We start from the raw sequence: 22,747 nt of genomic DNA on the forward strand, positions 1-22,747 counted from the left end.
CACATGTCCAAGATCAAGGTCGACGGCACGGTCGTAGAACTCGACGGCGACGAGATGACTCGCATCATCTGGAAGCTGATCAAGCAGACGTTGATCCTTCCGTATCTCGACGTCGACCTCGAGTACTACGACCTTGGCATCGAGCACCGCGACGCGACCGACGACCAGGTAACCGTCGACGCGGCCAACGCCATCAAGAGGCACCACGTCGGGGTCAAGTGCGCCACGATCACGCCCGACGAGGCCAGGGTCTCCGAGTTCGGGCTCAAGCAGATGTGGTCGTCGCCCAACGGCACCATCCGAAACATCCTCGGTGGCACCATCTTCCGGGCGCCAATCGTGATCCACAACGTGCCTCGATTAGTGCCCGGCTGGACCAAGCCGATCATCATCGGCCGCCACGCGTTCGGTGACCAGTACCGCGCCTTCAACACCAAGGTCGACGGACCCGGTACCTTCACGGTCACGTTCACCCCGGCCGACGGCGGTGAGCCGATGGTGCACGACGTGGTCCAGATCCCCGACGAGGGCGGCGTCATCATGGGGATGTACAACTTCAAGAAGTCGATCCAGGACTTTGCTCGGTCGTCGTTCAAATACGGTCTCCAACAGAGTTATCCGGTGTACCTGTCGACGAAGAACACCATCCTCAAGGGCTACGACGGAATGTTCAAGGACGAGTTCCAGCGCATCTTCGACGAGGAGTTCAAGGCCGAGTTCGACGCCAAGGGACTGACCTACGAGCACCGGCTCATCGACGACATGGTGGCCTCCTGCCTCAAGTGGGAGGGCGGGTACGTCTGGGCCTGCAAGAACTATGACGGCGACGTTCAATCCGACACCGTCGCACAGGGTTACGGCTCACTGGGGTTGATGACCTCGGTGTTGATGACCCCTGACGGGCAGACCGTCGAAGCCGAAGCCGCGCACGGTACCGTCACCCGGCACTACCGGCAGCACCAGGCGGGCAAGCCGACCTCGACCAACCCGATCGCCTCGATCTTCGCGTGGACCCGGGGGCTGGCCCACCGGGGCAAGTTGGACGGCACGCCGGCGGTCGTCGAGTTCGCCGAAACCCTCGAGGAGGTCGTGATCGGGACGGTCGAGGGTGGCAACATGACGAAGGACCTCGCGCTGCTGATCGGGCCGGAGCAGAGCTGGCAGACCACTGAGGAGTACCTCGGCACCATCGCCGATCACCTCAAGAAGGCGCTCGCCTAACCCCGAGGGCTCAGCCCGCCGGCGGTATCCGCCGTTCGCGTTCGGCGTGGAATCCGACGAAGTCGGCGATCAGCTCGGTGACTCGACCCGGCGCCTCGAGCATCGGGATGTGGCCGAGGCCATCCAGGCGAACCACCCGGGTGTCGCGCGGCAGGTTGTCGATCAGGTACCGGTTGCCCCGCGGGGTGGGGAAGACCCTGTCCTTCTCGCACAGCACCAGTTGCGTGGGAACCGCGACGTTGGCCAACTCCAGCAGGCCGGGCAGTCGCAGCGTCTTGACCAGGAGCTGGAAGTACGCCGTGCAGTGTGTCGCGTCGTCGATCAGCTTGACCAGGTCGGGGTGACTCGGCCCGTCGGCGGGACCGCTCACGGCGAGCGTCGCGATGCGTCGCGCGAACGGCAGGCCCAGGATCCGGGGCCCCAGCAGGCGCGCCGCGGCCAGCACGGGCCCACCGGCCAGGAACTTCAGCACGGTCTCGTACTTGGTGAGCGAGTGTTGCGACCAGCCGCCTGCCGGTGCGATCGCCGTCAACGACCTGGCGCGGCCGCGTCGTTCCAGCTCGAAGGCGACCCAGCCGCCCAGTGAGTTGCCGACGACGTGGGCGGTGTCCCAGCCCAGCTCGTCCATCCGCCGTTCCACGTCGTCGACCAGGTCGGAGGTGCCCATGACCCACGACGTGGCCTTGCGGCCTCCGTTGTGGCCGACCATCGTCGGCGCGAACACCTCGTATTCGCCGGTGTCCGCGAGCTGTTCGGCGACCGTCTGCCACACCGCCTGCGAGCACAGGAACGGATGCAGCATCATGATCGGCTCGCCGCCGGAGTCGCCGAGGTGGATCGGGTCACGGGTCGTCATGCCGCCGACACTAAGGTGATACCGCCGGTACCGCAAGAATCGTGCCCGGCGCACTCGGCTATGGTCTGTCCCTCGTGATCGTCACCACCGTCAACGTCAACGGCATCCGCGCCGCCGTCAAGGAACGCTCCGCCGAGAATCGCGGCCTCCTGCCCTGGCTCGAGAAGACCGCGGCCGACGTGATCTGTCTGCAGGAGACCCGCGCCGACGACGATCAGCTGGCCAAGGCGCTGGCCCCCGCCCTCGACGCCGGGTGGCATCTGGCGTCGGCCGATCCACACCTCAAGGGCCGCAACGGTGTTGCGGTGCTCAGCCGGCACCCGATAACCCGTGCGCTGATCGGTCCCGGGGCCGACGAGTTCGCCGCGCACGGCCGCTACCTCGAGGTCGACACCGCCGATCTCACCGTCGCCAGCATCTACGTCCCCACCGGCGAGGCGGAGACCGAGCGGCAGCGGGAGAAGGAACGCTTCATGGCCGCCCTCGCCGCGCGGATGAAGGTCCTGCGCGACGCAGGACGCGACGCCGTGGTGTGCGGCGACTGGAACATCGGACACACCGAGAACGACATCAAGGCCTGGAAGGCCAATCAGAAGAAGGCCGGCTTCCTGCCCGCCGAACGGCAATGGGTGACCGATCTGCTGGCCACGGGATGGGTGGACGTGGTGCGGGCGATGCATCCCGACGTCGCGGGGCCGTACAGCTGGTGGTCGTGGCGCGGCAAGGCGTTCGACAACGACGCGGGGTGGCGCATCGACTATCAGCTGGCCAACCCGACGCTGGCCGAGAAGGTCGTCGCCGCCCGGGTGGAGCGTGCCGAGCTCTACGCGTTGCGCTGGTCCGATCACGCCCCGGTGACCGTCGAGTACGCCTGACCCAAGATCACGCGGGATGACGAGGGTGGAAGGATCAACGCCATCATGAGTGACTCGAATCGGCGCGTCGTCTTCTCCGGCGTGCAGCCCACGTCCGACTCCCTCCACCTCGGCAATGCGCTTGGCGCAGTCAGCCAGTGGATCGGACTGCAGGACGGACACGACGCCTACTTCTGCGTCGTCGACCTGCATGCGATCACGATCGCGCAGGATCCCGCCCTGCTGCGCAAGCGCACCTTGGTGACCGCCGCGCAGTACCTCGCGCTGGGCATCGACCCGTCCCGGTCCACCGTCTTCCTGCAGAGTCATGTGCCCGCGCACGCCGAATTGGCTTGGGTGCTGGGCTGTTTCACCGGGTTCGGGCAGGCGTCGCGGATGACCCAGTTCAAGGACAAGTCGCAGAAGGAGGGGGCGGACGCCACGACCGTTGGTCTGTTCACCTACCCGGTCCTGATGGCGGCGGACGTCCTGCTGTACTCCACGGACCTGGTGCCCGTCGGCGAGGACCAACGTCAGCACCTGGAACTCGCCCGCGACGTGGCACAGCGGTTCAACGCGCGCTTCCCGAAGACGTTCGTGGTGCCCGAGCCGATGATCCAGAAGGCGACCGCCAAGATCTACGACCTGCAGGACCCGACGGCCAAGATGAGCAAGTCGGCCGCCACCGACGCGGGACTGATCAGCCTGCTCGACGATCCGAAGAAGACCGCCAAGAAGATTCGGTCCGCCGTGACCGACAGCGAGCGTGAGATTCGCTTCGATCGCGAGGCCAAGCCGGGGGTGTCCAACCTGTTGACGATCCAGTCGGCGGTCACCGGCACCGACGTCGACGCGCTCGTCGAGGGCTACGCCGGCCGCGGTTACGGCGACCTCAAGGCCGACACCGCGGACGCAGTCGTCGAATTCGTCACGCCCATCAAGGCCAGGGTCGACGAGATGCTGGCCGACCCGGCCGAATTGGAGTCCGCGCTCACCGCGGGCGCAGCGCGGGCGAACGAGGTGTCTGCAAAGATGCTGGCGCGGGTATACGACCAACTGGGATTCCTCAGCAAGCGTTCCTAGGCCATCAGGAGGCCGGCGTGACCGAACCGGCCGAGCCAGGCGTATTGGACCGGCTTCGAGCCAGATATCGCTGGTTCGACCGCATCATGGCTGCCCAGGGGCGCTACGACGACAGCAAGGGCGACTTCTACGCCGCGGGCATCACCTACTTCACGATCTTCGCGCTGTTCCCCCTACTCATGGTCGCCTTCGCCGCGGGTGGCTTCGTGTTGGCCAGCAGACCGGACCTCCTGGCCGTCGTGGAGGGCAAGATCACCGGGTCGGTGTCCGGCGACCTCGGGCAGCAGCTCGTCGAGCTGATGAAGTCGGCGATCGAATCCCGTACCTCGGTCGGCGTGATCGGCTTGGCCACCGCGGCGTGGGCCGGGCTCGGCTGGATGGCCAACCTGCGCGAGGCGCTCAGCCAGATGTGGGGCCATCAGCGGGGGGAGCCCCCCGGCTTCCTGAGCACCAAGATCTCCGACCTGCTGGCGCTGCTGTCGGCATTCGTGGCCATCGCCGTCACCGTCGCGCTGTCTCTCCTCGGCAACAGGACGGTGATGCGCAACGTCGTCGAGTTCCTCGGCATCCCCGAGTTCACCGGGCTGGGCGTCCTGTTGCGGATCGCCTCGCTCGTCGTGTCCCTCGGCATCTCCTGGCTGTTGTTCACCTGGATCATCGCGCGGCTGCCTCGGGAGTCGGTCAGCCTGCGCAGCGCCGCGCGGGCTGGGCTTTTGGCGGCCGTCGCGTTCGAGGTCTTCAAGTTGGTCGCGTCGGTGTACCTTGCCTCGGTGATCCGTGGGCCCGCGGGCGCCACCTTCGGTCCCGTCCTTGGTCTGATGGTGTTCGCCTACATCACCGCTCGCCTGATCCTCTTCGCGACCGCGTGGGCCGCGACGTCACGGGACAACCTGGCGGCGGCGCCGGTCGGGCCTCCCGATCCCGCCGAGATCACCACCAGGGTCGAGATGCACGAGGGCATCGGCGTCCGCGGGGCGGTCGCCGCAGTAGGGATCGGTGCGCTTGGCGCCCTTGGTCTTTCCCGGCTGACGCGGCGGCGTTAGCGCCTAGTCGGTGGGGCGCCGGTTGAGCGAACGGGCGGCCATGATGAGGCCGAATACGACGATCGCGCCGACCACGCCCACCCCGACCCGCACGGGCACGGCGTCGGCGGTCGGCAGGGGTGAGGCCGCCACGTCCTGGGCGGGAACGTTGTCACCGAGCGGATTGGCCGCCCGCGCGACCAACGACGGGTCTGGATCGATCAGCGAGCCGACCTTCGTGCCCGGATCGGTTGCGAACCCGTAGTCGAGCAGGTGCGCGGCCTGCTCCCACGGCGCGATGGGTATCCGGGTGCCGCGCAACATGATCGCGACGAGCCGCCGTCCGTCGCGCTCGGCCGCTCCGACGAAGGTCTGCCCCGCGTCGTCGGTGAAGCCGGTCTTGCCGCCGAGGGCGCCGGGGTAGTTGTAGAGCAGCTGGTTGTCGTTCTCCAGCTCGTAGCCGGGGCTGTCCTCGCCGCCGTCGCGGTTGGGGTGGCCGGGGAAGTCGAACGTCTTGGTGGCCACCACGTTGGCGAACACGGCGTTCTGCCAGGCGTAGCGGTAGAACAGTCCAAGGTCGTAGGCCGAGGTGCTCATGCCGGGGCCGTCGAGGCCCGACGGGGTGGCGGCGCGGGTGTCGCGACCGCCGAGCTTGCTCGCCAGGTCGTTGATCTTCTGCAGCGCGGTGTCCATGCCGCCGAGCTGGGCGGCGAGCGCGTGCGCGGCGTCGTTGCCCGAGTGCATCAGAAGTCCGTGCAGCAGGTCGTTGACCGTGTACTTGCCGCCTTGGTCGACGCCGACCCTGGTGCCTTCGGCCGCCGCGTCGTCCGCGGTGCCGATGACCTGCCTGTTGATCGGCAGCTCCCGCAGTGCCTGCATCGCCACCAGAACCTTGATGATGCTGGCCGGGCGATGCCTGCCGTGCGGATCTCTGGCCGCGATGATGTCGCCGCTGTCGAGGTCGGCGACCAGCCAGGCCTCCGACGACACGTCGTCGGGGACGGGTGGGGTGCCAGGCGCGGTGATGATGCCGCACCCGGACAGTGCGTCACCGCCGAGGGGTTTGGCCGGTACGGGCAGGGGCGCTGGCGGGTCGCCGGACTCGGGAACTTCGGAGGAGTCGACGGCCGGGGGCGTCACCACCCGGTAGGGGCAGGCGTCGTCGGCGTTGGCCAATGCGGGGCTGCCGAGCAGGCAGAACGCTGCCAGGAGGGGAGTGGCTACCAACGCGGCAGCGCGTCGGGACACGGTGTGGAACGTCGCCATGGTGTCTGCAGGTTAGGCGACTGCCTTGGGTTTTCGGAGTTGCCACGCTGTTACCAGAGTGGCCAGTGAGTTCTATGTTCCGCCGACTGCCCGCTTGTTTACGGACCTACTCGGGCGATGCGTACGACATGCGTGCAGTCGACGGTCAGGACAGGTCGAAGTAGGCGATCGCCGAGGCTCCGATGCCGCCCAGCCACACCCGGTTGCCCTCCTGGACGACGCCCGTCGTCGACCCGAAGGCGGAATGGCTGGCGTGCAGCTGAGTCAGCACGTGGCCGTCGTCGGGGTCGAAGGCGATCACCCACACCACCGGCTTGACGTCGGGGAGCCAGGCATAGGGCAAGTACCACAACAGCTTTCGCAGGATCGGGGCCTTCGTCGCCAATCGCTCGACGATGGCGTTGCGGTCCGACACCATGGCCACCCAGATGCTGCCGTCGGGCCCGGTCGAGATGTTGTCCGGATACCCGGGCAGCCCCTCGGCCAACGGCGTCACCGTGCCCGCCTCGGGGCCGGTGAGCCAGAACTTCGACACCCGCGCGCCAGTCGTCTCGGCGAAGACGACCGCCGACTCGTCCGCGGTGAGCGTCACCCCGTTCGCGAAGTGCAGCCCGGACACCAAACGCGTGACCGTGCCGTCGACGTCGAGCCGGAACAGCGAGCCAGAGCCGCGACCTTCCAGCGCCGCGCCCTTGTAGTGCTCGTAGCCGAAGCGGTCGGTCGACTCCGTGAAGAACACGGAGCCGTCCGACGCCTCGACCGCGTTGGAGCAGAACGTCAGAGGGCGGCCCTCAAACGAGTCGACCAACGTCTCGATCTCACCGTTGGCGAGGTTCATCGCCAACAGTCCGCGATGGCTGTCGCAAATCAGCAGCCGACCGTCACGTGCGACGGCAAGACCGAGCGGTCGCCCACCGGTGTTGCCCACCACCTCGTGTGAGCCGGATTCCGCGTCGACGCGGATGACGTCGCCACCGACGACCCCGGTGTACACGCCGCCCCTTCCGTCGACGACGACGTCCTCGGGGGCCAAGCCCGGCAGAGGAACGATCGTCAGCCAACGGTCGAGGTCGGGCGCCGGCAGCCGCCGAGCCGCCGACGGCTGCCAGCGGACGGGATCGATCGGCGGCTTCACCTCGATTGCTCCTTGCGTCCGCGAAGCACTACATCATCTTGCTGGCACGCCCCAGGACGTCGCTGAGGATGTCGTAGATCGCGTCGAATTCCTTCTGGCCGCAGATCAGCGGGGGAGCCAACTGCACGACTGGGTCGCCGCGATCGTCGGCGCGGCAGTACAGCCCGGCCTCGAACAGCGCCGGGGTGAGGAAGCCGCGCAGCAGCCGCTCACATTCCTCGTCGTTGAAGGTCTCCTTGGTGGTCTTGTCCTTCACCAGCTCGATGCCGTAGAAGAAGCCCTCGCCACGCACGTCGCCGACGATCGGCAGGTCGTGGAGCTTCTCGAGGGTGGACCTGAACGCCGGCGCCATCTGCTTGACGTGGTCGTTGATGCCCTCGCGCTCGAAGATGTCGAGGTTGGCCAACGCGACCGCCGACGAGACGGGGTGCCCGCCGAAGGTGTAGCCGTGCCCGAAGACGGTCTTGCCGTCGTCGAACGGCTCGAACAGCCGGTCGCTGGCGATCATCGCGCCGATCGGCGAGTAGCCCGAGGTCAGCCCCTTGGCGCAGGTGATGATGTCCGGCACGTAACCGAAGTCGTCGCACGCGAACATCGAGCCGATCCGGCCGTAGGCGCAGATCACTTCGTCGGAGACCAGCAGCACGTCGTACTCGTCGCAGATCTCGCGGACCCGCTCGAAGTATCCGGGCGGCGGCGGGAAGCAGCCACCGGCGTTCTGCACCGGCTCGAGGAAGACGGCGGCGACGGTGTCGGGGCCTTCGAACTCGATGGCCTCGGCGATGCGGTCGGCGCAGTAGCGGCCCCATGCCTTGGGGTCGGTGCTGTACTGCTCGGGCGCCCGGTAGAAGTTGGTGTTGGGCACCCGGAAGCCGCCGGGGGTCGGCGGGTCGAACGGCGCCTTGAAGTCCGGGATGCCGGTGATGGCCAGCGCACCCTGCGGCGTGCCGTGGTACGCGATTGACCGCGAGATCACCTTGTACTTGCCCGGCTTGCCGGTCAGCTTGAAGAACTGCTTGGCGAGCTTCCACGCGCTCTCGACGGCCTCGCCGCCGCCGGTGGTGAAGAACACCCGGTTCAGGTCGCCCGGTGCGTAATTGGCGATGCGCTCGGCCAATTCGATGGCGGGCGGGGTGGCGAAGGACCACAGCGGGAAGAACGCCAGCGATTCGGCCTGCTTCGCGGCAGCCTCGGCCAGTTCGGCGCGGCCGTGGCCGACCTGCACCACGAACAGCCCGGACAGGCCGTCGATGTACTTGTTGCCGTTGCTGTCCCAGATGTTGACGCCCTCGCCACGGGTGATGATCGTCGGGGTGATGCCTTCGCCGTGGCGGGCGAAGTGGCCCCACAGGTGGCGGTTGGCCTTGGCGCCCATGTCGGTGGATACGGTTGGATCTGATTCTACGAGAGTCATCTTGTGCCCCAATTGTATTGCTGCTTAACGAGTTTGAGGTAAACCAAAGTTTCGGTGGATATCACCCCTGGTACGGCCCGGATCTTCGTGTTGAGTAGGTCGAGAAGGTCACCGTCGTCCTCGCAGACGACTTCCACGATGGCGTCGAAGGATCCCGCGGTGAGCACCACGTAGTCGACGGATTCGATGGCGGCGAGCTTGTCGGCGATCTTCGTGGTGTCGCCGGTGCACCGGATGCCGATCATCGCCTGGCGGGCGAAGCCGAGCTGCATGGGATCGGTGACGGCGACGATCTGCATGACGCCGGCGTCGACCATCCGCTGCACGCGTTGGCGTACCGCCGCCTCGGACAGGCCGACCGCCTTGCCGATGCCCGCGTAGGACCGTCGACCGTCCTGCTGCAGCTTGTCGATGATCGCCTTGGAGAGTTCGTCCAGCTGGAACGCCGCACCAGGACGAGAATGGTTGATTCGCAACGAGACAGCTTGGACGCCCGGCTGAGCATCCCTATCGACCATGACGACGATTGTGCACGGAATCCGTCGTTTGAGGCAACCAATGCGCTGAAATCGTTCGTTTCGTCCGGTTTGCACGGGGGATATGCGTAGCTGGGATGGGGCAGGTCGGCTAGCGTAAAAGCATGACCTTCGCGAGCAGCTGGATTGACGGTGCCGAGGTGACCACCCGCGGCGCGGCGCATCAGATCGTCGACCCGGCGACTGGGAACGTCGTTGCCGACTGCGCTCTGGCGACACCGGACGACGTCGACGTCGCGGTGGCCTCGGCGCGGGCGGCGCTCCCAGGATGGGCGACTGCGACCCCAGCCGAACGGTCGGCAGTCCTCGCCACGCTGGCCCGTCTTGCAGGCGAGCACTCCGACGAGCTGATCGCCGAAGAGGTCAGTCAGACCGGCAAACCGGTTAGGCTGGCCACCGACTTCGACGTGCCGGGCAGCGTGGACAACATCGACTTCTTCGCGGGAGCGGCGCGGCACCTCGATGGCAAGGCGACGGCCGAGTACTCCGCCGACCACACCTCGAGCATCCGCCGCGATGCCATCGGTGTCGTCGGCACGATCACGCCGTGGAACTATCCGCTGCAGATGGCGGTGTGGAAGGTGATTCCGGCGTTGGCCGCCGGTTGTTCGGTGGTCATCAAGCCCGCCGAGGTGACGCCGCTGACCACGTTGACGCTGGCGCGGCTCGCCAGTGAGGCGGGCCTGCCCGACGGCGTGCTCAACGTCCTCACCGGTGCGGGCAACGACGTCGGCACGGCGTTGGCCGGGCATCGTGACGTCGACCTGGTGACGTTCACCGGCTCGACGGCCGTTGGGCGCAAGGTGATGGCGGCTGCCGCCCAGCACGGGCACCGCACCCAACTCGAGCTCGGTGGCAAGGCGCCGTTCCTGGTGTTCGACGACGCCGACCTCGACGCCGCCATCCACGGCGCCGTCGCCGCGTCGCTCATCAACACCGGGCAGGACTGCACGGCGGCGACGCGGGCCATCGTCGCGCGCGACCTCTACGACGACTTCGTCGCCGGCGTCGGCGAAGTGATGAGCAAGATCGTCGTCGGCGATCCGCATGATCCCGACACCGACCTCGGGCCGCTGATCACCCAGGCGCACCGGGCGAAGGTCGCCGCCATCGTCGAGCGTGCGACGTCGGAGGGCGGCCGCATCGTCACCGGCGGTAGCGCGCCCGACCTGCCGGGGTCGTTCTATCGGCCCACCCTCATCGCCGACGTCGACGAGCGGTCGGAGGTGTACCGCAGCGAGATCTTCGGCCCCGTCCTGGTCGCGCGACCGTTCACCGACGACGACGACGGCATTCGGCAGGCCAACGACACCGAGTACGGGCTGGCGGCGTCGGCGTGGACCCGCGACGTCTACCGCGCCCAGCGGGCGTCGCGCGAGATCCAGGCCGGCTGCGTGTGGATCAACGACCACATTCCGATCATCAGCGAGATGCCGCACGGCGGCGTCGGCGCGTCCGGCTTCGGCAAGGACATGAGCGACTACTCCTTCGAGGAGTACCTCACCATCAAGCACGTGATGAGCGACATCACCGCCAAGGCCGAAAAGGATTGGCACAGAATCATCTTCACGAAGCGCTGATCGTTGGTCTCGGGTCGGTTCGAGCAGTGAAGTGCATCGTGGTCGGCGCGGGCGCATGGGGTTTGCCTGCGGCCGCGGAGATGGCTCGGCGCGGGCACGACGTCACGCTCGTCGACCGGCACGGTCCGTTCAACACGCTGTCGTCGTCGGTGGGTCCGACGCGGCTGTGGCGACTCGCCGACCCCAATCCGGCGCGGGTGCGGCTTGCCCGTCGCGGATTGGAGGCAATGCGACGGCTCGCCGAGCGCGCGAACACCGAGGTGTTCCTCACCCGAGGGCTGGTGTGGCGCGACGACGTGTCGCTGCCTGCGCTTCTGGGGACGCTCGCGGCGCAGGACGTCCAGCACACCGAGGTGACGGCTGAGGACGTCGGACGGTTCTTTCCCGGACTGCGGCCCGACGGTCGCGACGCGGTGTGGCAACCGGCGGCAGGGGTCGTGCTCGCCGAGACGTCGCTGCGCGCTCAGCTGCTGCTGTTCCAAGAACGTGGTGGCGCAACGCTGTTCGGCCACGATGTCGTCGACGTCGACGCCCGCACGCCCGGCGTCCGGATCTCCTTCTCGGACGGCCGATTCGTCGATGCCGACGTCGTGGTGCTCGCGCCAGGCCCCGGTGCGGCCACCCTGCTCAGCCGGGTCGGCGTGGACGTGGACCTGCACCCGTATCTCGAGCAGGTGGTGCACTTCGGCGATGCGGCCGACCCCCACTCGAGCGATGCACTTCCCGGCCTGTTCGACGGGCCGACCGATCGCCGGCCCGGCGTCTACGGAATGCCGACGCCCGGCCGCGGCTACAAGATCGGCCTCGACACACCGCTTCGCGACTACCAGCGGTCCGACGAAAATCGAGTGCCAGACCCGGCTCGCACCAAGGCCATTCGCGACTTCGTATGTGAGGGCCTGGCATCGGTCCCGTCGACGGTGGTCGACGAGCAGGTGTGCGTCTGGACCGACTCACCCGACGGCAGCTTCGTGGTCGACCGTCTGCCCGAGGGCGTGGTGTTCGCGTGCGGCGACTCCGGCGAGGGATTCAAGTACTCGGCGCTGATGGGCGAGGTCCTGGCCGATCTCGCCGAGGGGGACGCGCCCGACGACGACGTGGCGGCACTGTCGCTGGAGCGCTTCGTCAGCGGGGTGCCGGTGAGGCGGGGTCCGCACGTGATGGGCAGGCACTAGGTGGCGAACCGGTTCGACCCGATCACCAACGGCAAGCGTTGACGGCGCTACGTCGACTGCTCGCCAATGTGCCCGAGTGCGTTGCTGATTCGCAACGAGTAGAAGTGGGCGAGCTTGGCGGGTCCGACGGAGTTCGACACTTCGTAGGCCCTGCGGGCGGTGTCGGGGTCCACCGACAGCGCGAACTGGTCGTACCAGTGGAACTCGAAGCGCGCCCGTGAGAGGGCGTCGTCGCGCTGCTGGGTCTGGGCGTGCCCCTTCGCGAGATCCGCGGCGTGGGCGGCGATCTTGTGGGCGATGACGGCTTCCTTGAGACCCGCCCGGTCGGGGACCCCCAGGTGCTCCTTCGGGCTGACGCAGCACAGCATCGCGGTCCCCGCCTGGGCGGTGACCGCGGCTCCGATCGCCGAGGCGATGTGGTCGTGGCCCGGCGCGACGTCGGTGGTCAGCGGACCGTAGGCGTAGGACGGGGCACCGTGGGACAACTGGTCCAACAGGCGCACGTTGTCCGCGATCACGTGCAGCGGAAGGTGGCCCGGCCCCTCGACCATCACCTGCACCCCGCGGGCCTTCGCCGTCTTCGCCAGGCCTCCGATGGTGCGGAGCTCGGCGAATTGGGCGGCGTCGTCGGCATCGGCGATCGAACCCGGTTGCAGGCCGGCGCCGAGGGCCAACGTCACGTCGTAGTGAGCCATGATGTCGCAGAGTTCGTCGAAGTGCGTGTACAGGAAGGACTCGGTCCGACGCCTCAGGCACCACGCCGCCATGATCGCGCCGCCGCGGCTGACGATCCCCGCGACGCGGCCCGCGGTGAGCGGCACGTGCTCCAGCCGCACACCGGCGTGCACGGTCATGAAGTCCACGCCGCGTTCGGCCTGTTCGACGACGGTGTCGCGGAAGGCTTCCCACGTCAGCGCGGCCGGATCGCCGTGCACCGTCTCCAGCGTCTGGTGCAGCGGCACCGTACCGACGGGGACGGGCGCGTTGCGCAGAATGCGATCCCCGTCCCGGCCGGTGGACAGGTCCACGACGGTGTCGGCACCCCACCTGATGGACCACACCATGTCCTCGAGGGTGCAGTCGTCCGAGGCCAGGTTCGACGTTCCGACGTTGGCGGTGACCTTCACCCGGAACGCCCTGCCGATGATCATCGGTTCGCTCTCGGGGTGCCGGTGGTTGGCCGGGATGACGGCCCGGCCCGCGGCGATCTCGTCGCGAACCAGCCTGGGCCGCAGTCCCTCTCGCGCCGCGACGAACGCCATCTCGGCGGTGACGACGCCGTCCCTCGCACGCTGAAGTTGCGTGCCGAGACCGCCGGTCACGCCGGGCCGCGGTGGCAGTCCGCGGTCGACGTCGAGCACCGCGTCGGGATCGGTGTAGGGCCCCGAGCTGTCGTAGAGATCCACGTGCCGCCCGTCGGCGAGCGGCACCCGGCGGTACGGCACGCGGCCGCCTCGAACGTCGGCCAGGTCGAGATAGCCCTTCGCGCTGCCCGCGATCGGACCGGTCGTCACTGCGGACGTCGCCATGGGATCGTCGGCCGAGCCGCTGCCGGGCAGCCGGTGGGCGGCCGTGCTCACAGGGCCTTGAGTTCCTCGGTCACGGCGTTGACCGACTTCTTCGCGTCGCCGAAGAGCATGGAGGTGTGGCCGAGGAAGAACAGCGGGTTCTCGATGCCCGCGTACCCCGAGCTCATCGAACGCTTGAGCACGATGACCGAGCGCGACTGGTCGACGTTGAGGATCGGCATGCCGTGGATGGGGGAGCTTGGGTCGTTTCTGGCCGCCGGGTTGGTGACGTCGTTGGCGCCGATGACGAGAGTGACGTCGGTGCGGCCGAATTCGCCGTTGACGTCGTCCATCTCCTTCATCGCGTCGTATTCGACGTCGGCCTCGGCCAGGAGCACGTTCATGTGTCCCGGCATGCGGCCGGCGACGGGGTGGATGGCGTACTTCACCTCGACGCCCTTGGACTCCAGGATCGAGGCCATGTCCTTGACGGCGTGCTGGGCCTGGGCGACGGCCAGCCCGTAGCCGGGCACCACGATGACCTGGTTGGCGTAGGCCATCTGGATCGCCGCGTCGGCTGCCGAGGTCGACTTGGCGGTGCCCTGTTCCCCTGCGACCGCGGTGGCCGCATCGCCGCCCGCTCCGAAGGAGCCGAAGACGATCGCCGGGATCGACCGGTTCATCGCCACCGCCATCAGGTTGGTCAGGATCGAACCCGAGGCGCCGACGATCATGCCCGCCACGATCATCGCAGTGTTGTTCAGCGCCAAACCCGCTGCTGCGGCTGACAATCCGGTCATCGCGTTGAGCAATGAGATGACGACCGGCATGTCTGCGCCACCGATCGGGAACACCACGAACAAGCCCATGATTCCGGCGAGCACCAGCACGACGACGATCGACCAACCGGGGTTGCCCGTGCCGGCGTGCACGCCGATGTACACCGCCATGGCGACCGCGGCGAGCAGCAGCACAGCGTTGGAGGCCTGAAACAGCTTGGCGGAGCGGACGAGTGCCTTCTCGACGTTCTTGGGGATCGACTCCTGCAGTTTCAGGAACGCGACGAGCGACCCCCAGAACGACACCGAGCCGATGATCGCCGCGAACAGTGAGCCGATCACCAGTGCGATGGTGGGGGACTGGTCGGGGGCGAAGTGTCCGAATCCGTCGGTCTCGATGAACTCCGCCCAGGCGATGAGGGCGACGGTGCCACCGCCGACGCCGTTGAACAGCGCGACGAGCTGCGGCATCGCGGTCATCTTGGTCTTCTTGGCGGGCGGGACCCCGAGCACCACCCCGATGATCAACCCGGCGGCGATGAGGATCCAGTTGATCGAGGCGGTGTCGCGCACCTTGATCAGCGTCGCGACGACGGCGAGTGCCATGCCTGCCGCGGCGATGAGGTTGCCGCGCACCGCGGTCTTGGGACCGGTCAGCCCGGACAGGCCGAGGATGAAGAGCCCGAACGCGACGATGTAGAGACTGTTGACGAGGTAGTTCACCGCTCGGCCCCTGCCTTCTCGGCTTCGGGCTTGCGGCCCTTGAACATGCTCAGCATCCGATCGGTGACGAGGAAGCCGCCGATCACGTTAAGGGTGCCGAAGATCAGCGCGACGAATGCGATGAGCCGCACTCCCCAACCCGCGTCGGCGGGCAGTTCGCCGAGCACGATCAGCGCGCCGAGCACCACGATGCCGTGAATGGCGTTGGTGCCAGACATCAGCGGCGTGTGCAAGGTGTTGGGCACCTTGGAGATGACGGCGAATCCCACGAACCCGGCGAGCACCAGGATCGCGAGGTTGGCCAATAGTTGGTCGTACATGTTTACGACACCTCCCGGGTGATGCAGGAGGCCGCGATGACCTCGTCGTCGAAGTCCGGCGCGAGTGCGCCGTCGGTGATCAAGAGGTCCAGCAGAGAGGTGACGTTCTTGGCGTACAGCTCGCTGGCGTGCTCGGGCATGGTGGCGGGCAGGTTCAGCGGCGAGGCGATCGTCACGCCGTGCCTGACTACCGTCTGCCCGGGTTCGGTGAGCTCGCAGTTGCCGCCGGTCTCCCCGGCGAGGTCCACCACGACGCTGCCCGCCTTCATGCCCTCGACCGCGGCGGCGGTGACGAGGCGCGGAGCCGGCCTTCCGGGCACCAGGGCGGTCGTGATGACAACGTCGAACTTGGTGATCGCCCGTTCCAGCGCCGTCTGTTGTTGGGCGCGCTCGGATTCGGTCAACTCGCGGGCGTACCCGCCCTCACCCGCCGCGTCGATCCCGAGGTCGAGCCACTGCGCGCCAACCGAGCGGACCTGGTCGGCCACCTCGGGGCGCACGTCGTAACCGGTGGTCTTGGCACCGAGACGCTTGGCGGTCGCCAACGCCTGCAGCCCCGCCACCCCGACACCGAGGATCAGCGCGCTGGTCGGCTTCACCGTGCCCGCAGCGGTGGTCAGCATCGGGAAGAACCGCGTCGACAACGACGCCGCGAGCACCACCGCCTTGTAGCCGGCCACGTTGCCCTGCGAGGACAGCGCGTCCATCGCCTGGGCCCGCGAGATGCGCGGAATCGCCTCCAGTGCAAAGGCTGTGACGTCGGCGAGGCGAAGCTCGTCGGCGAGTTCGGGTCGGGTGCGGGGGGCGAGGAAGCCGATCAGCACCGATCCGGGCTTGAGCCGGGTCACCTCGTCGGAGTTCGGCGGGTTGACCTTCACGACGACGTCGGCGGGCCAGGCGTCACCGATCGTCGCTCCGGCATTCAGGTAGTGCTCGTCGTCGATCAGGGCTCCCGCCCCGGCACCGCTCTCCACGACGACCTCGAGACCGCTGGCACACAGCCGCTCGACCACCTTGGGCACGAGCGCGACGCGGCGCTCACCCTCGGCCGATTCCCGCGGAACTCCGATCAGCGTCATGATCCTCCTCTTGCCCGACGGTGGTCCTGGCGCTCCAGGCAACGGTCGACGGCGTAGACGGCTGCGACGAGCCGGGTCGAAAAACAGGCTAGGCCAACTGCATATTGTATGCAACTATTGATCGGTACGAGTGCGTGGCCGTCCGGAGCACGGGATTTGATTTCTACGGACGGGCAGATGCATACACCATACGATTTAAGGAGTCCCGTGAGGATTGCAGTCGTCGGCGCCGGAGCAATCGGCGCCTACTGGGGCGCCGCCATGCAACGCGGCGGAGCCGAAGTCCATCTGATCGCGCGCAACGCGCATCTTCAGGCCATGCGCACCAACGGGGTACGGGTGCTCAGCGACCGAGGCGACTTCGTGGCCTACCCGCACGCGACCGACGACCCTCGCGACATCGGACCGGTGGACTACGTCTTCCTCGGCCTCAAGGCGCACGGTTATCCGTCCAGCGGGCCGTTGGTGAATCCCCTTCTTGGAGAGCACACTGCGGTGCTGGCGGCGCAGAACGGCATTCCGTGGTGGTACTTCCACGAACTGGCCGGGCCGTATCGAGGCCGCCGCGTCGAGGCCGTCGACCCTGGTGGAGCCACCACCGCGGTGTTCTCGCCCGAGCGGGCGATCGGCTGCGTGGTGTACCCCGCCACCACCATCGAGGCGCCAGGGGTGATCCGGCACCTGGAGGGCACCCGGTTCTCCATCGGCGAGCCGTCGGGGGAGATTTCGGCACGCTGCCAGGCGTTGAGTGACGCCATGGTCGCCGGCGGCTTGAAGGCCCCCGTCGAGGCCGACCTGCGCAGCGACATCTGGATCAAGCTGATGGGCAACGTCGCGTTCAACCCGTTGAGCGCGTTGACCAGGGCCACGATGGTCGAGATCTGCCAGAACCCACGCACCAGGCAGATCGTCGTGCAGCTGATGGAGGAGACGCTCGACATCGCCGCGAGAGTCGGTGCCACGCCAGACATCTCGATCGAGAAGCGACTGCGGGGCGCCGAGAACGTCGGCCACCACAAGACCTCGATGCTGCAAGACCTCGAGGCGGGCAAGCCGCTGGAACTCGACGCCATCGTCACCGCGGTCGTGGAAATGGCCGACCTGACGGGTGCCGCCGCTCCGACGCTGCGCACCATCCATGCCGCCACCGACCTGCTGGCACGCACCTGCGTGCCGGATGCGCCGGTGGTCGAGAACACCCCAGAGCTGGCAACTCAGCCGGTTCTGCAGTGAGGGAGAAGAAGATGACCAACCGTCGCGCAAAGATCGTCTGCACGCTGGGTCCGGCCACCGCGACCCGGGCGGTGCTGACCGAACTCGTCGACGCCGGGATGGACGTGGCCCGACTGAACTTCAGCCACAGCACCCGCGCGGAGCACTCGGCGCTCTACGACATGGTGCGCGAGATTGCGACCGAGCGCGGCCGCGTGGTCGGCGTACTTGCGGACCTTCAGGGCCCCAAGATCCGGCTCGGCTGCTTCGCCGACGGTCCGGTGACGTGGGCGACGGGAGAGCGCGTGGTGATCACCACCGAGTCCTGCCGCGGCGATCACGACCGGGTGTCGACGACCTACGCGGGACTGTCCGGTGACGTGCGGGCCGGGGACCGCCTGCTCGTCGACGACGGCAAGGTGGATCTGCTCGTCGTGGGAGTCGACGGTCCCGACATCGCCTGCGAGGTGCTCGACGGTGGGCCGGTCAGCGATCACAAGGGCATCTCGCTGCCCGGCGTCGACGTCAGCGTTCCGCCGTTGTCGGACAAGGACATCGAGGATCTCAAGTTTGCCATCGAGCTCGGCGCGGACATGGTGGCGATGTCGTTCGTGCGAGCGCCCGAGGAAGTCAAGCTCGCCCACGCCATCATGGACGAGGTCGGCCGCCGGGTGCCGGTGATCGCCAAGCTGGAGAAGCCCGAGGCGGTGTCGGACCTGGCGGGGATCGTCGAGGCGTTCGACGGCCTGATGGTCGCCAGGGGCGATCTCGGGGTCGAGATGCCGCTCGAGCAGATCCCGCTGGTCCAACGGAGGGCGATCGCCCTGTGCCGCCAGGCGGCCAAACCCGTGATCGTCGCGACCCAGATGCTCGACTCGATGATCTCCGACCGTCGCCCCACCCGCGCCGAGGTGTCCGACGTGGCCAACGCGGTCTTCGACGGCGCGGACGCGGTGATGCTCTCGGCCGAGACCAGCGTCGGCGTCCATCCCGCGCACGCCGTGGCGACCATGGCGCGCATCGTCGAGGCCGCCGAGAGTGGCGTCGGCCGTGGTGACGTCGCGGAGGGTCAGTTCGAGGCCACCGGGGACGCCGTCTTCGGCGACGCCATCGCCGTTGCCGCCTGTGAGGTCGGGCGGCGCCTTGGGGCGGCGGCCCTGTGCTGTTTCACTCGGACGGGTGACACCGCCCTGCGCCTGGCGCGGCAGCGGTCGCCGCTTCCGTTGCTGGCGTTCGCCCATGACGACGAGGTGCGCACCAGAATGGCATTTTCCTGGGGCATCACCTCGGCCGTGCTCGCTCCGTCGGCCGTGGCGGAGTCGATGCCCGGCGAGGTGAGCAGGGCGCTCATCGGCATGGGCGTGTGCCATTCCGGTGACGTCGTCGTCGTGGTCTCCGGCAGTCGAAGCGGCGTGGCTGGCTACACCGACTCGGTGCGCGTGCTACGCGTCGAATGACGTTGTCGTGCAGGGCTGTTCCGACCAGCCCTGCACGGACATCGTCGGACGTGTCATGCGGTTGGTCAGGTCGGCTACCTTGGCGCCCAAGGCCGTCACGGTCCGCTCGGCCTCGGCGAGCTTGGCGCGCAACGCCTTCTCGGTCGCCCGACGCTCGCTCACCTCACGCATGACGGCCGCGATCCCGACGATGGTGCCCGCGTCGTCGCGCAGGAGGGCCACGCTGAACTCGATGGAGAGCTGACGGCCGTCCTGGTGGGTGGCCGGTACCCCCAGCAGCGTGTCACCGTACTTCGTGACACCGGTTTCCATGGTGTGCTCGTAGCCCCGCCAGTGCCGGTCGCGCAGTTTGACGGGGATGATCAGGTCGAGGCTGGCGCCGAGAGCATCCTCTGCCGAATACCCGAACATCTTGGCAGCGCCGGCATTCCACAGGTCGATCCGCCCCTGCGGGTCGGTCACCACGATGGCCTCTGGGGAGTCGGCCACCACCGCACTTGCGAGCCAGGCCTGGTCGACGGTGCTGCTGCTCTCGCTCACGGGGTCCCCTTCGTCGGTGTTGCCCGAATTCGTTGCATCGGGCTACAGAATAACGCATACTGCATACACAGTTCAATCACGCCGAAGAGGTAGCAAGGGAGCGCCAGTGCTGTTGCGCCAGCTGGAGTACTTCGTGACGGTGGCCCGGGAGCGGCACTTCGCGAGGGCCGCCGAGGCCTGCTACGTCTCGCAGCCGGCGCTCTCCACCGCGATCGCCAAGCTCGAGCGCGAGCTCAACGTCACCCTGATTCACCGAGGTCAGAACTTCGAGGGCCTCACGCTGGAGGGCGAGCGGCTGGTCGTCTGGGCCAAGCGCCTCCTGGCCGAGCACGACGGCCTCAAGGCAGAGGCCGCGGCGATGCGCACCGGCATCTCCGGCACGTTGCGCCTTGGCACCGGACCCACCGTGTCGACGACGACGGCACAGCCGGTGGCCACGTTCTGTGGGTTGCACCCGCTGGCCAAGGTGACCATCTGTTCGCGGTTGTCCTCCACCGACCTGCTGCGACAACTGCGGGACTTCGAACTCGACGCCGCCATCGCCCACTTCGGCCCCGACGACCGGTCGGGCCTCGAGGTGGTGCCGCTGTACCAGGAGCGGTACGTGCTCCTGGTCTCCGGTGACCACCTGGCGCCCGGGCACGACACCATCACCTGGGCCGAGGCTGCGCAGCTCCCGCTGGCACTCCTGATGCCGCACATGAGGTTTCGCCAGTTCATCGACAAGGCCTTCGCTGCCAACGGTGTGGTCGCCGCACCGCAGGTCGAAACCGACTCCGTCGCATCCCTGTACGCCCACGTCGCCACCGGCGCCTGGGCCAGCGTGGTGCCCCACACGTGGCTGCGCGCCATCCCCGCCACGGGCGCGGCGCGCGCCGTCCGGCTCGTCGAGCCCGAAGCCACCGCCCAGATTTCGATCGCCATCCATGCCGGGTCCGGCTCGGTGGCCGCTCGGGCGTTCGTCAACGTCATCGCGGGCGCGCGGCTCGACGAGACCTTCGGTCTGGAGCGTCGCGAACTCGTCGCCGGGCTGAGCCGGCCCTGACACCGTGCCAAGACGATCGCCGTCGACCGCGCGCGTCGTGATAACCGGCGTTTATCGGCCGGTTGACGACAGGTCTTGGACGCCGGTCTCGGCGCGGTGAAAGGTATTGACACGTAACGGAAAACACCCATCGCCAGGAAGGTCCACATCATGACCCTCGCTCCCATGCGAGACGCGGAGGTAGCGAGTACCGACGAGCCGGTCGCACTCACCGACGGGATCCACTTGGTCGTCGACGCCCTCAAGCTCAACGACGTCCACACCATCTACGGAGTCGTCGGTATCCCGATCACCGACCTGGCCCGGTTGGCCCAGGCGTCCGGCCTTCGCTACATCGGCTTCCGGCACGAGAGCGACGCGGCGCACGCGGCGGCCGCAGCCGGCTTCCTCACACAGAAGCCAGGCATCTGTCTGACCGTGTCGGCGCCCGGCTTCCTCAACGGCCTCGTCGGACTCGCCAACGCCACCACCAACTGCTTCCCGATGGTCCAGATCTCCGGATCCAGCGAGCGTCACCTGGTCGACCTCCAGCGCGGCGACTACGAGGAGATGGACCAGCTCGCCGCCGCACGGCTCTTCGCGAAGGCGGCCTTTCGGGTGTCCCGTGCCGAGGACGTCGGCCGCGGCATCGCCCGTGCCCTGCGCACCGCGGCGTCCGGCCGCCCCGGTGGTGTCTACCTGGACATCCCGGCCGCAGTCCTCGGTGAGGTGCTCGACGCCCAAGAAGCGGCGAAGACGCTGTGGAAGGTCGTCGACCTCGCACCCAAGCAGCTGCCAGGCGTCGACGCAGTCGACGCGGCCATCTCGCTGCTCGCCGGAGCGGAACGGCCGCTGATCGTGCTCGGCAAGGGTGCCGCGTACGCCCAGGCCGACGAGCAGATCCGCGAGTTCGTCGAGAGCACGGGCATCCCGTACGTGCCGATGTCGATGGCCAAGGGCCTGCTGCCCGACGACCACCCGCAGTCCGCGGCGACCGCCCGCTCGGTGGCGCTGAAGCGGGCCGACGTGGTGCTGCTGGTGGGAGCCCGGCTCAACTGGCTGCTGGGACATGGCGATTCACCGCAGTGGAACGCCGACGCCAAGTTCATCCAGGTCGACATCTCGGCATCGGAGATGGACAGCAATCAGCCCATCGCGGCGCCGTTGGTCGGCGACATCGCGTCGGTGGTCGACATGCTGCTGGAACGCAGCAAGCCCGGCCAGATCAGCGTGACGCCGACGTGGCGTGACGAGCTGACCACCAAATCGGCGCAGAACGTGGCCAAGATGGCAGGCCGCCTCGAGGCCGCCCTCACCGCCCACCCCATGAAGTTCCTCGGCGCCCTGCAGTCGATCCGCGACGTGCTGGCGGACAACCCGCACGTGTACGTCGTCAACGAGGGCGCGAACGCACTCGACCTGGCGCGCAACACCATTGGCATGCAGGTGCCACGCCATCGGCTTGACAGCGGGACGTGGGGCGTCATGGGCATCGGCATGGGTTACGCCATCGCGGCCGCGGTGGAGAGCGGTGAGCCGGTCGTCGCGATCGAGGGTGACAGCGCCTTCGGCTTCAGCGGCATGGAGCTCGAGGTGATCTGCCGCTACAACCTGCCGATCGTGACGGTCATCCTCAACAACGGCGGCGTCTACCGGGGCGACGATCCGTCGACCACGTCCGATCCCGCGCCGACGGCCTTGCGGGCCCAACACGAATACATGATCAAGGCGTTCGGCGGCAAGGGATATCACGCCACGACACCCGAAGAGGTGGAGACCGCACTGCGGGAGGCACTCGCCTCGGGCAGGCCCGCCCTCATCGACTGTGTCATCGATCCCTCCGACGGCACCGAGAGCGGCAACATCGCCCACCTGAATCCCAAGGGCATCAGCGGCAAGTGAGCAACGCGCACGACCAACAGAACTGCACAACCGAGGACACCACGATGAAAGGAACCGTCTC

Annotated in this window: 20 protein-coding genes; 10 read left to right on the plus strand and 10 right to left on the minus strand. The window is 67.8% G+C overall.

All coding sequences use genetic code 11. The annotated features are described in order from the left end of the window. Nucleotides 1–3 precede the first annotated feature (3 nt). Complete coding sequence (locus tag B1790_RS23350) at nt 4–1,221, plus strand: NADP-dependent isocitrate dehydrogenase (protein ID WP_079925669.1); 1,218 nt, start codon at nt 4–6, stop codon at nt 1,219–1,221. A 10-nt stretch (nt 1,222–1,231) separates the two neighbouring features. Here the strand turns inward: B1790_RS23350 and B1790_RS23355 are convergent, their stop codons facing one another. Then, nucleotides 1,232–2,077 carry an alpha/beta fold hydrolase gene (locus B1790_RS23355; RefSeq protein WP_079925670.1) on the minus strand — a complete coding sequence of 282 codons (846 nt, stop codon included), beginning with the start codon at nt 2,075–2,077 and terminating at the stop codon, nt 1,232–1,234. Between the two features lie 74 nt (nt 2,078–2,151). Here B1790_RS23355 and B1790_RS23360 point away from each other — a divergent pair, with 74 nt between their 5' ends. Genes B1790_RS23360 through yhjD form a run of 3 tightly spaced genes read left to right on the plus strand, consistent with a single transcriptional unit; the run spans nt 2,152 to nt 5,057 of the window. Beyond that, complete coding sequence (locus B1790_RS23360) at nt 2,152–2,952, plus strand: exodeoxyribonuclease III (protein WP_079925689.1); 801 nt, start codon at nt 2,152–2,154, stop codon at nt 2,950–2,952. 45 nt (nt 2,953–2,997) lie between these two features. Further along, on the plus strand, nt 2,998–4,014 hold the full coding sequence (gene trpS, locus B1790_RS23365) for a tryptophan--tRNA ligase (protein WP_079925671.1): 1,017 nt from the start codon (nt 2,998–3,000) through the stop codon (nt 4,012–4,014). 17 nt (nt 4,015–4,031) lie between these two features. Further along, complete coding sequence (gene yhjD / locus B1790_RS23370) at nt 4,032–5,057, plus strand: inner membrane protein YhjD (RefSeq protein ID WP_079925672.1); 1,026 nt, start codon at nt 4,032–4,034, stop codon at nt 5,055–5,057. 3 nt (nt 5,058–5,060) lie between these two features. Here yhjD and B1790_RS23375 read toward each other — a convergent pair whose 3' ends face one another. The 4 genes from B1790_RS23375 to B1790_RS23390 all read right to left on the minus strand — a co-directional run bounded on the left by B1790_RS23375 (nt 5,061) and on the right by B1790_RS23390 (nt 9,369). Beyond that, nucleotides 5,061–6,302 carry a D-alanyl-D-alanine carboxypeptidase family protein gene (locus B1790_RS23375; protein ID WP_079925673.1) on the minus strand — a complete coding sequence of 414 codons (1,242 nt, stop codon included), beginning with the start codon at nt 6,300–6,302 and terminating at the stop codon, nt 5,061–5,063. A gap of 145 nt (nt 6,303–6,447) precedes the next feature. Next, the gene (locus B1790_RS23380) at nt 6,448–7,443 is read right to left on the minus strand and encodes an SMP-30/gluconolactonase/LRE family protein (protein WP_079925674.1); all 996 of its coding nucleotides are present in this window, start codon (nt 7,441–7,443) and stop codon (nt 6,448–6,450) included. Nucleotides 7,444–7,465: 22 nt separating this feature from the next. Continuing rightward, on the minus strand, nt 7,466–8,851 hold the full coding sequence (locus tag B1790_RS23385; protein WP_079925675.1) for an aspartate aminotransferase family protein: 1,386 nt from the start codon (nt 8,849–8,851) through the stop codon (nt 7,466–7,468). Continuing rightward, the gene (locus tag B1790_RS23390; RefSeq protein WP_079925676.1) at nt 8,848–9,369 is read right to left on the minus strand and encodes an Lrp/AsnC family transcriptional regulator; all 522 of its coding nucleotides are present in this window, start codon (nt 9,367–9,369) and stop codon (nt 8,848–8,850) included. The genes B1790_RS23385 and B1790_RS23390 overlap by 4 nt, the downstream gene beginning before the upstream one ends. A 122-nt stretch (nt 9,370–9,491) precedes the next feature. Here B1790_RS23390 and B1790_RS23395 point away from each other — a divergent pair, with 122 nt between their 5' ends. After that, nucleotides 9,492–10,967, plus strand: coding sequence for a gamma-aminobutyraldehyde dehydrogenase (locus B1790_RS23395; protein ID WP_079925677.1), 1,476 nt, complete (start codon nt 9,492–9,494; stop codon nt 10,965–10,967). 26 nt (nt 10,968–10,993) lie between these two features. Then, the gene (locus B1790_RS23400; RefSeq protein ID WP_233165281.1) at nt 10,994–12,142 is read left to right on the plus strand and encodes an FAD-dependent oxidoreductase; all 1,149 of its coding nucleotides are present in this window, start codon (nt 10,994–10,996) and stop codon (nt 12,140–12,142) included. A gap of 47 nt (nt 12,143–12,189) precedes the next feature. Here the strand turns inward: B1790_RS23400 and thiC are convergent, their stop codons facing one another. From thiC to B1790_RS23420, 4 genes are read right to left on the minus strand one after another with little or no spacing between them, the layout of a single operon-like run. Beyond that, on the minus strand, nt 12,190–13,671 hold the full coding sequence (gene thiC, locus B1790_RS23405) for a phosphomethylpyrimidine synthase (protein WP_079925691.1): 1,482 nt from the start codon (nt 13,669–13,671) through the stop codon (nt 12,190–12,192). Between the two features lie 47 nt (nt 13,672–13,718). Beyond that, nucleotides 13,719–15,152 (minus strand): NAD(P)(+) transhydrogenase (Re/Si-specific) subunit beta, encoded by a 1,434-nt coding sequence (locus B1790_RS23410; RefSeq protein ID WP_079925678.1) that lies wholly within the window; start codon nt 15,150–15,152, stop codon nt 13,719–13,721. Then, nucleotides 15,149–15,472, minus strand: a complete 324-nt coding sequence (locus tag B1790_RS23415) for an NAD(P) transhydrogenase subunit alpha (protein ID WP_079925679.1) — start codon at nt 15,470–15,472, stop codon at nt 15,149–15,151. Before B1790_RS23415 ends, B1790_RS23410 begins: the two co-directional genes overlap by 4 nt. Before the next feature lie 2 nt (nt 15,473–15,474). Next, the gene (locus B1790_RS23420) at nt 15,475–16,551 is read right to left on the minus strand and encodes a Re/Si-specific NAD(P)(+) transhydrogenase subunit alpha (RefSeq protein ID WP_079925680.1); all 1,077 of its coding nucleotides are present in this window, start codon (nt 16,549–16,551) and stop codon (nt 15,475–15,477) included. A 207-nt stretch (nt 16,552–16,758) separates the two neighbouring features. Here B1790_RS23420 and B1790_RS23425 point away from each other — a divergent pair, with 207 nt between their 5' ends. Then, nucleotides 16,759–17,784 (plus strand): 2-dehydropantoate 2-reductase, encoded by a 1,026-nt coding sequence (locus B1790_RS23425; protein WP_079925681.1) that lies wholly within the window; start codon nt 16,759–16,761, stop codon nt 17,782–17,784. An 11-nt stretch (nt 17,785–17,795) separates the two neighbouring features. After that, entirely contained in the window at nt 17,796–19,220 is a 1,425-nt protein-coding gene (gene pyk, locus B1790_RS23430) for a pyruvate kinase (RefSeq protein WP_079925692.1), read from the plus strand. Here pyk and B1790_RS23435 read toward each other — a convergent pair. After that, entirely contained in the window at nt 19,206–19,760 is a 555-nt protein-coding gene (locus tag B1790_RS23435; RefSeq protein WP_079925682.1) for a PAS domain S-box protein, read from the minus strand. The genes pyk and B1790_RS23435 overlap by 15 nt on opposite strands. Nucleotides 19,761–19,866: 106 nt before the next feature. On the opposite strand from B1790_RS23435, the gene B1790_RS23440 reads away from it, so the two are divergent. Further along, entirely contained in the window at nt 19,867–20,805 is a 939-nt protein-coding gene (locus tag B1790_RS23440) for a LysR family transcriptional regulator (protein ID WP_079925683.1), read from the plus strand. A gap of 165 nt (nt 20,806–20,970) precedes the next feature. After that, nucleotides 20,971–22,686, plus strand: coding sequence for an oxalyl-CoA decarboxylase (gene oxc, locus B1790_RS23445; RefSeq protein ID WP_369832415.1), 1,716 nt, complete (start codon nt 20,971–20,973; stop codon nt 22,684–22,686). Nucleotides 22,687–22,747 lie beyond the last annotated feature (61 nt).

This window comes from Mycobacterium sp. AT1 (assembly GCF_002043095.1).
In the GTDB taxonomy this organism is placed as follows: Bacteria; Actinomycetota; Actinomycetes; order Mycobacteriales; family Mycobacteriaceae; genus Mycobacterium.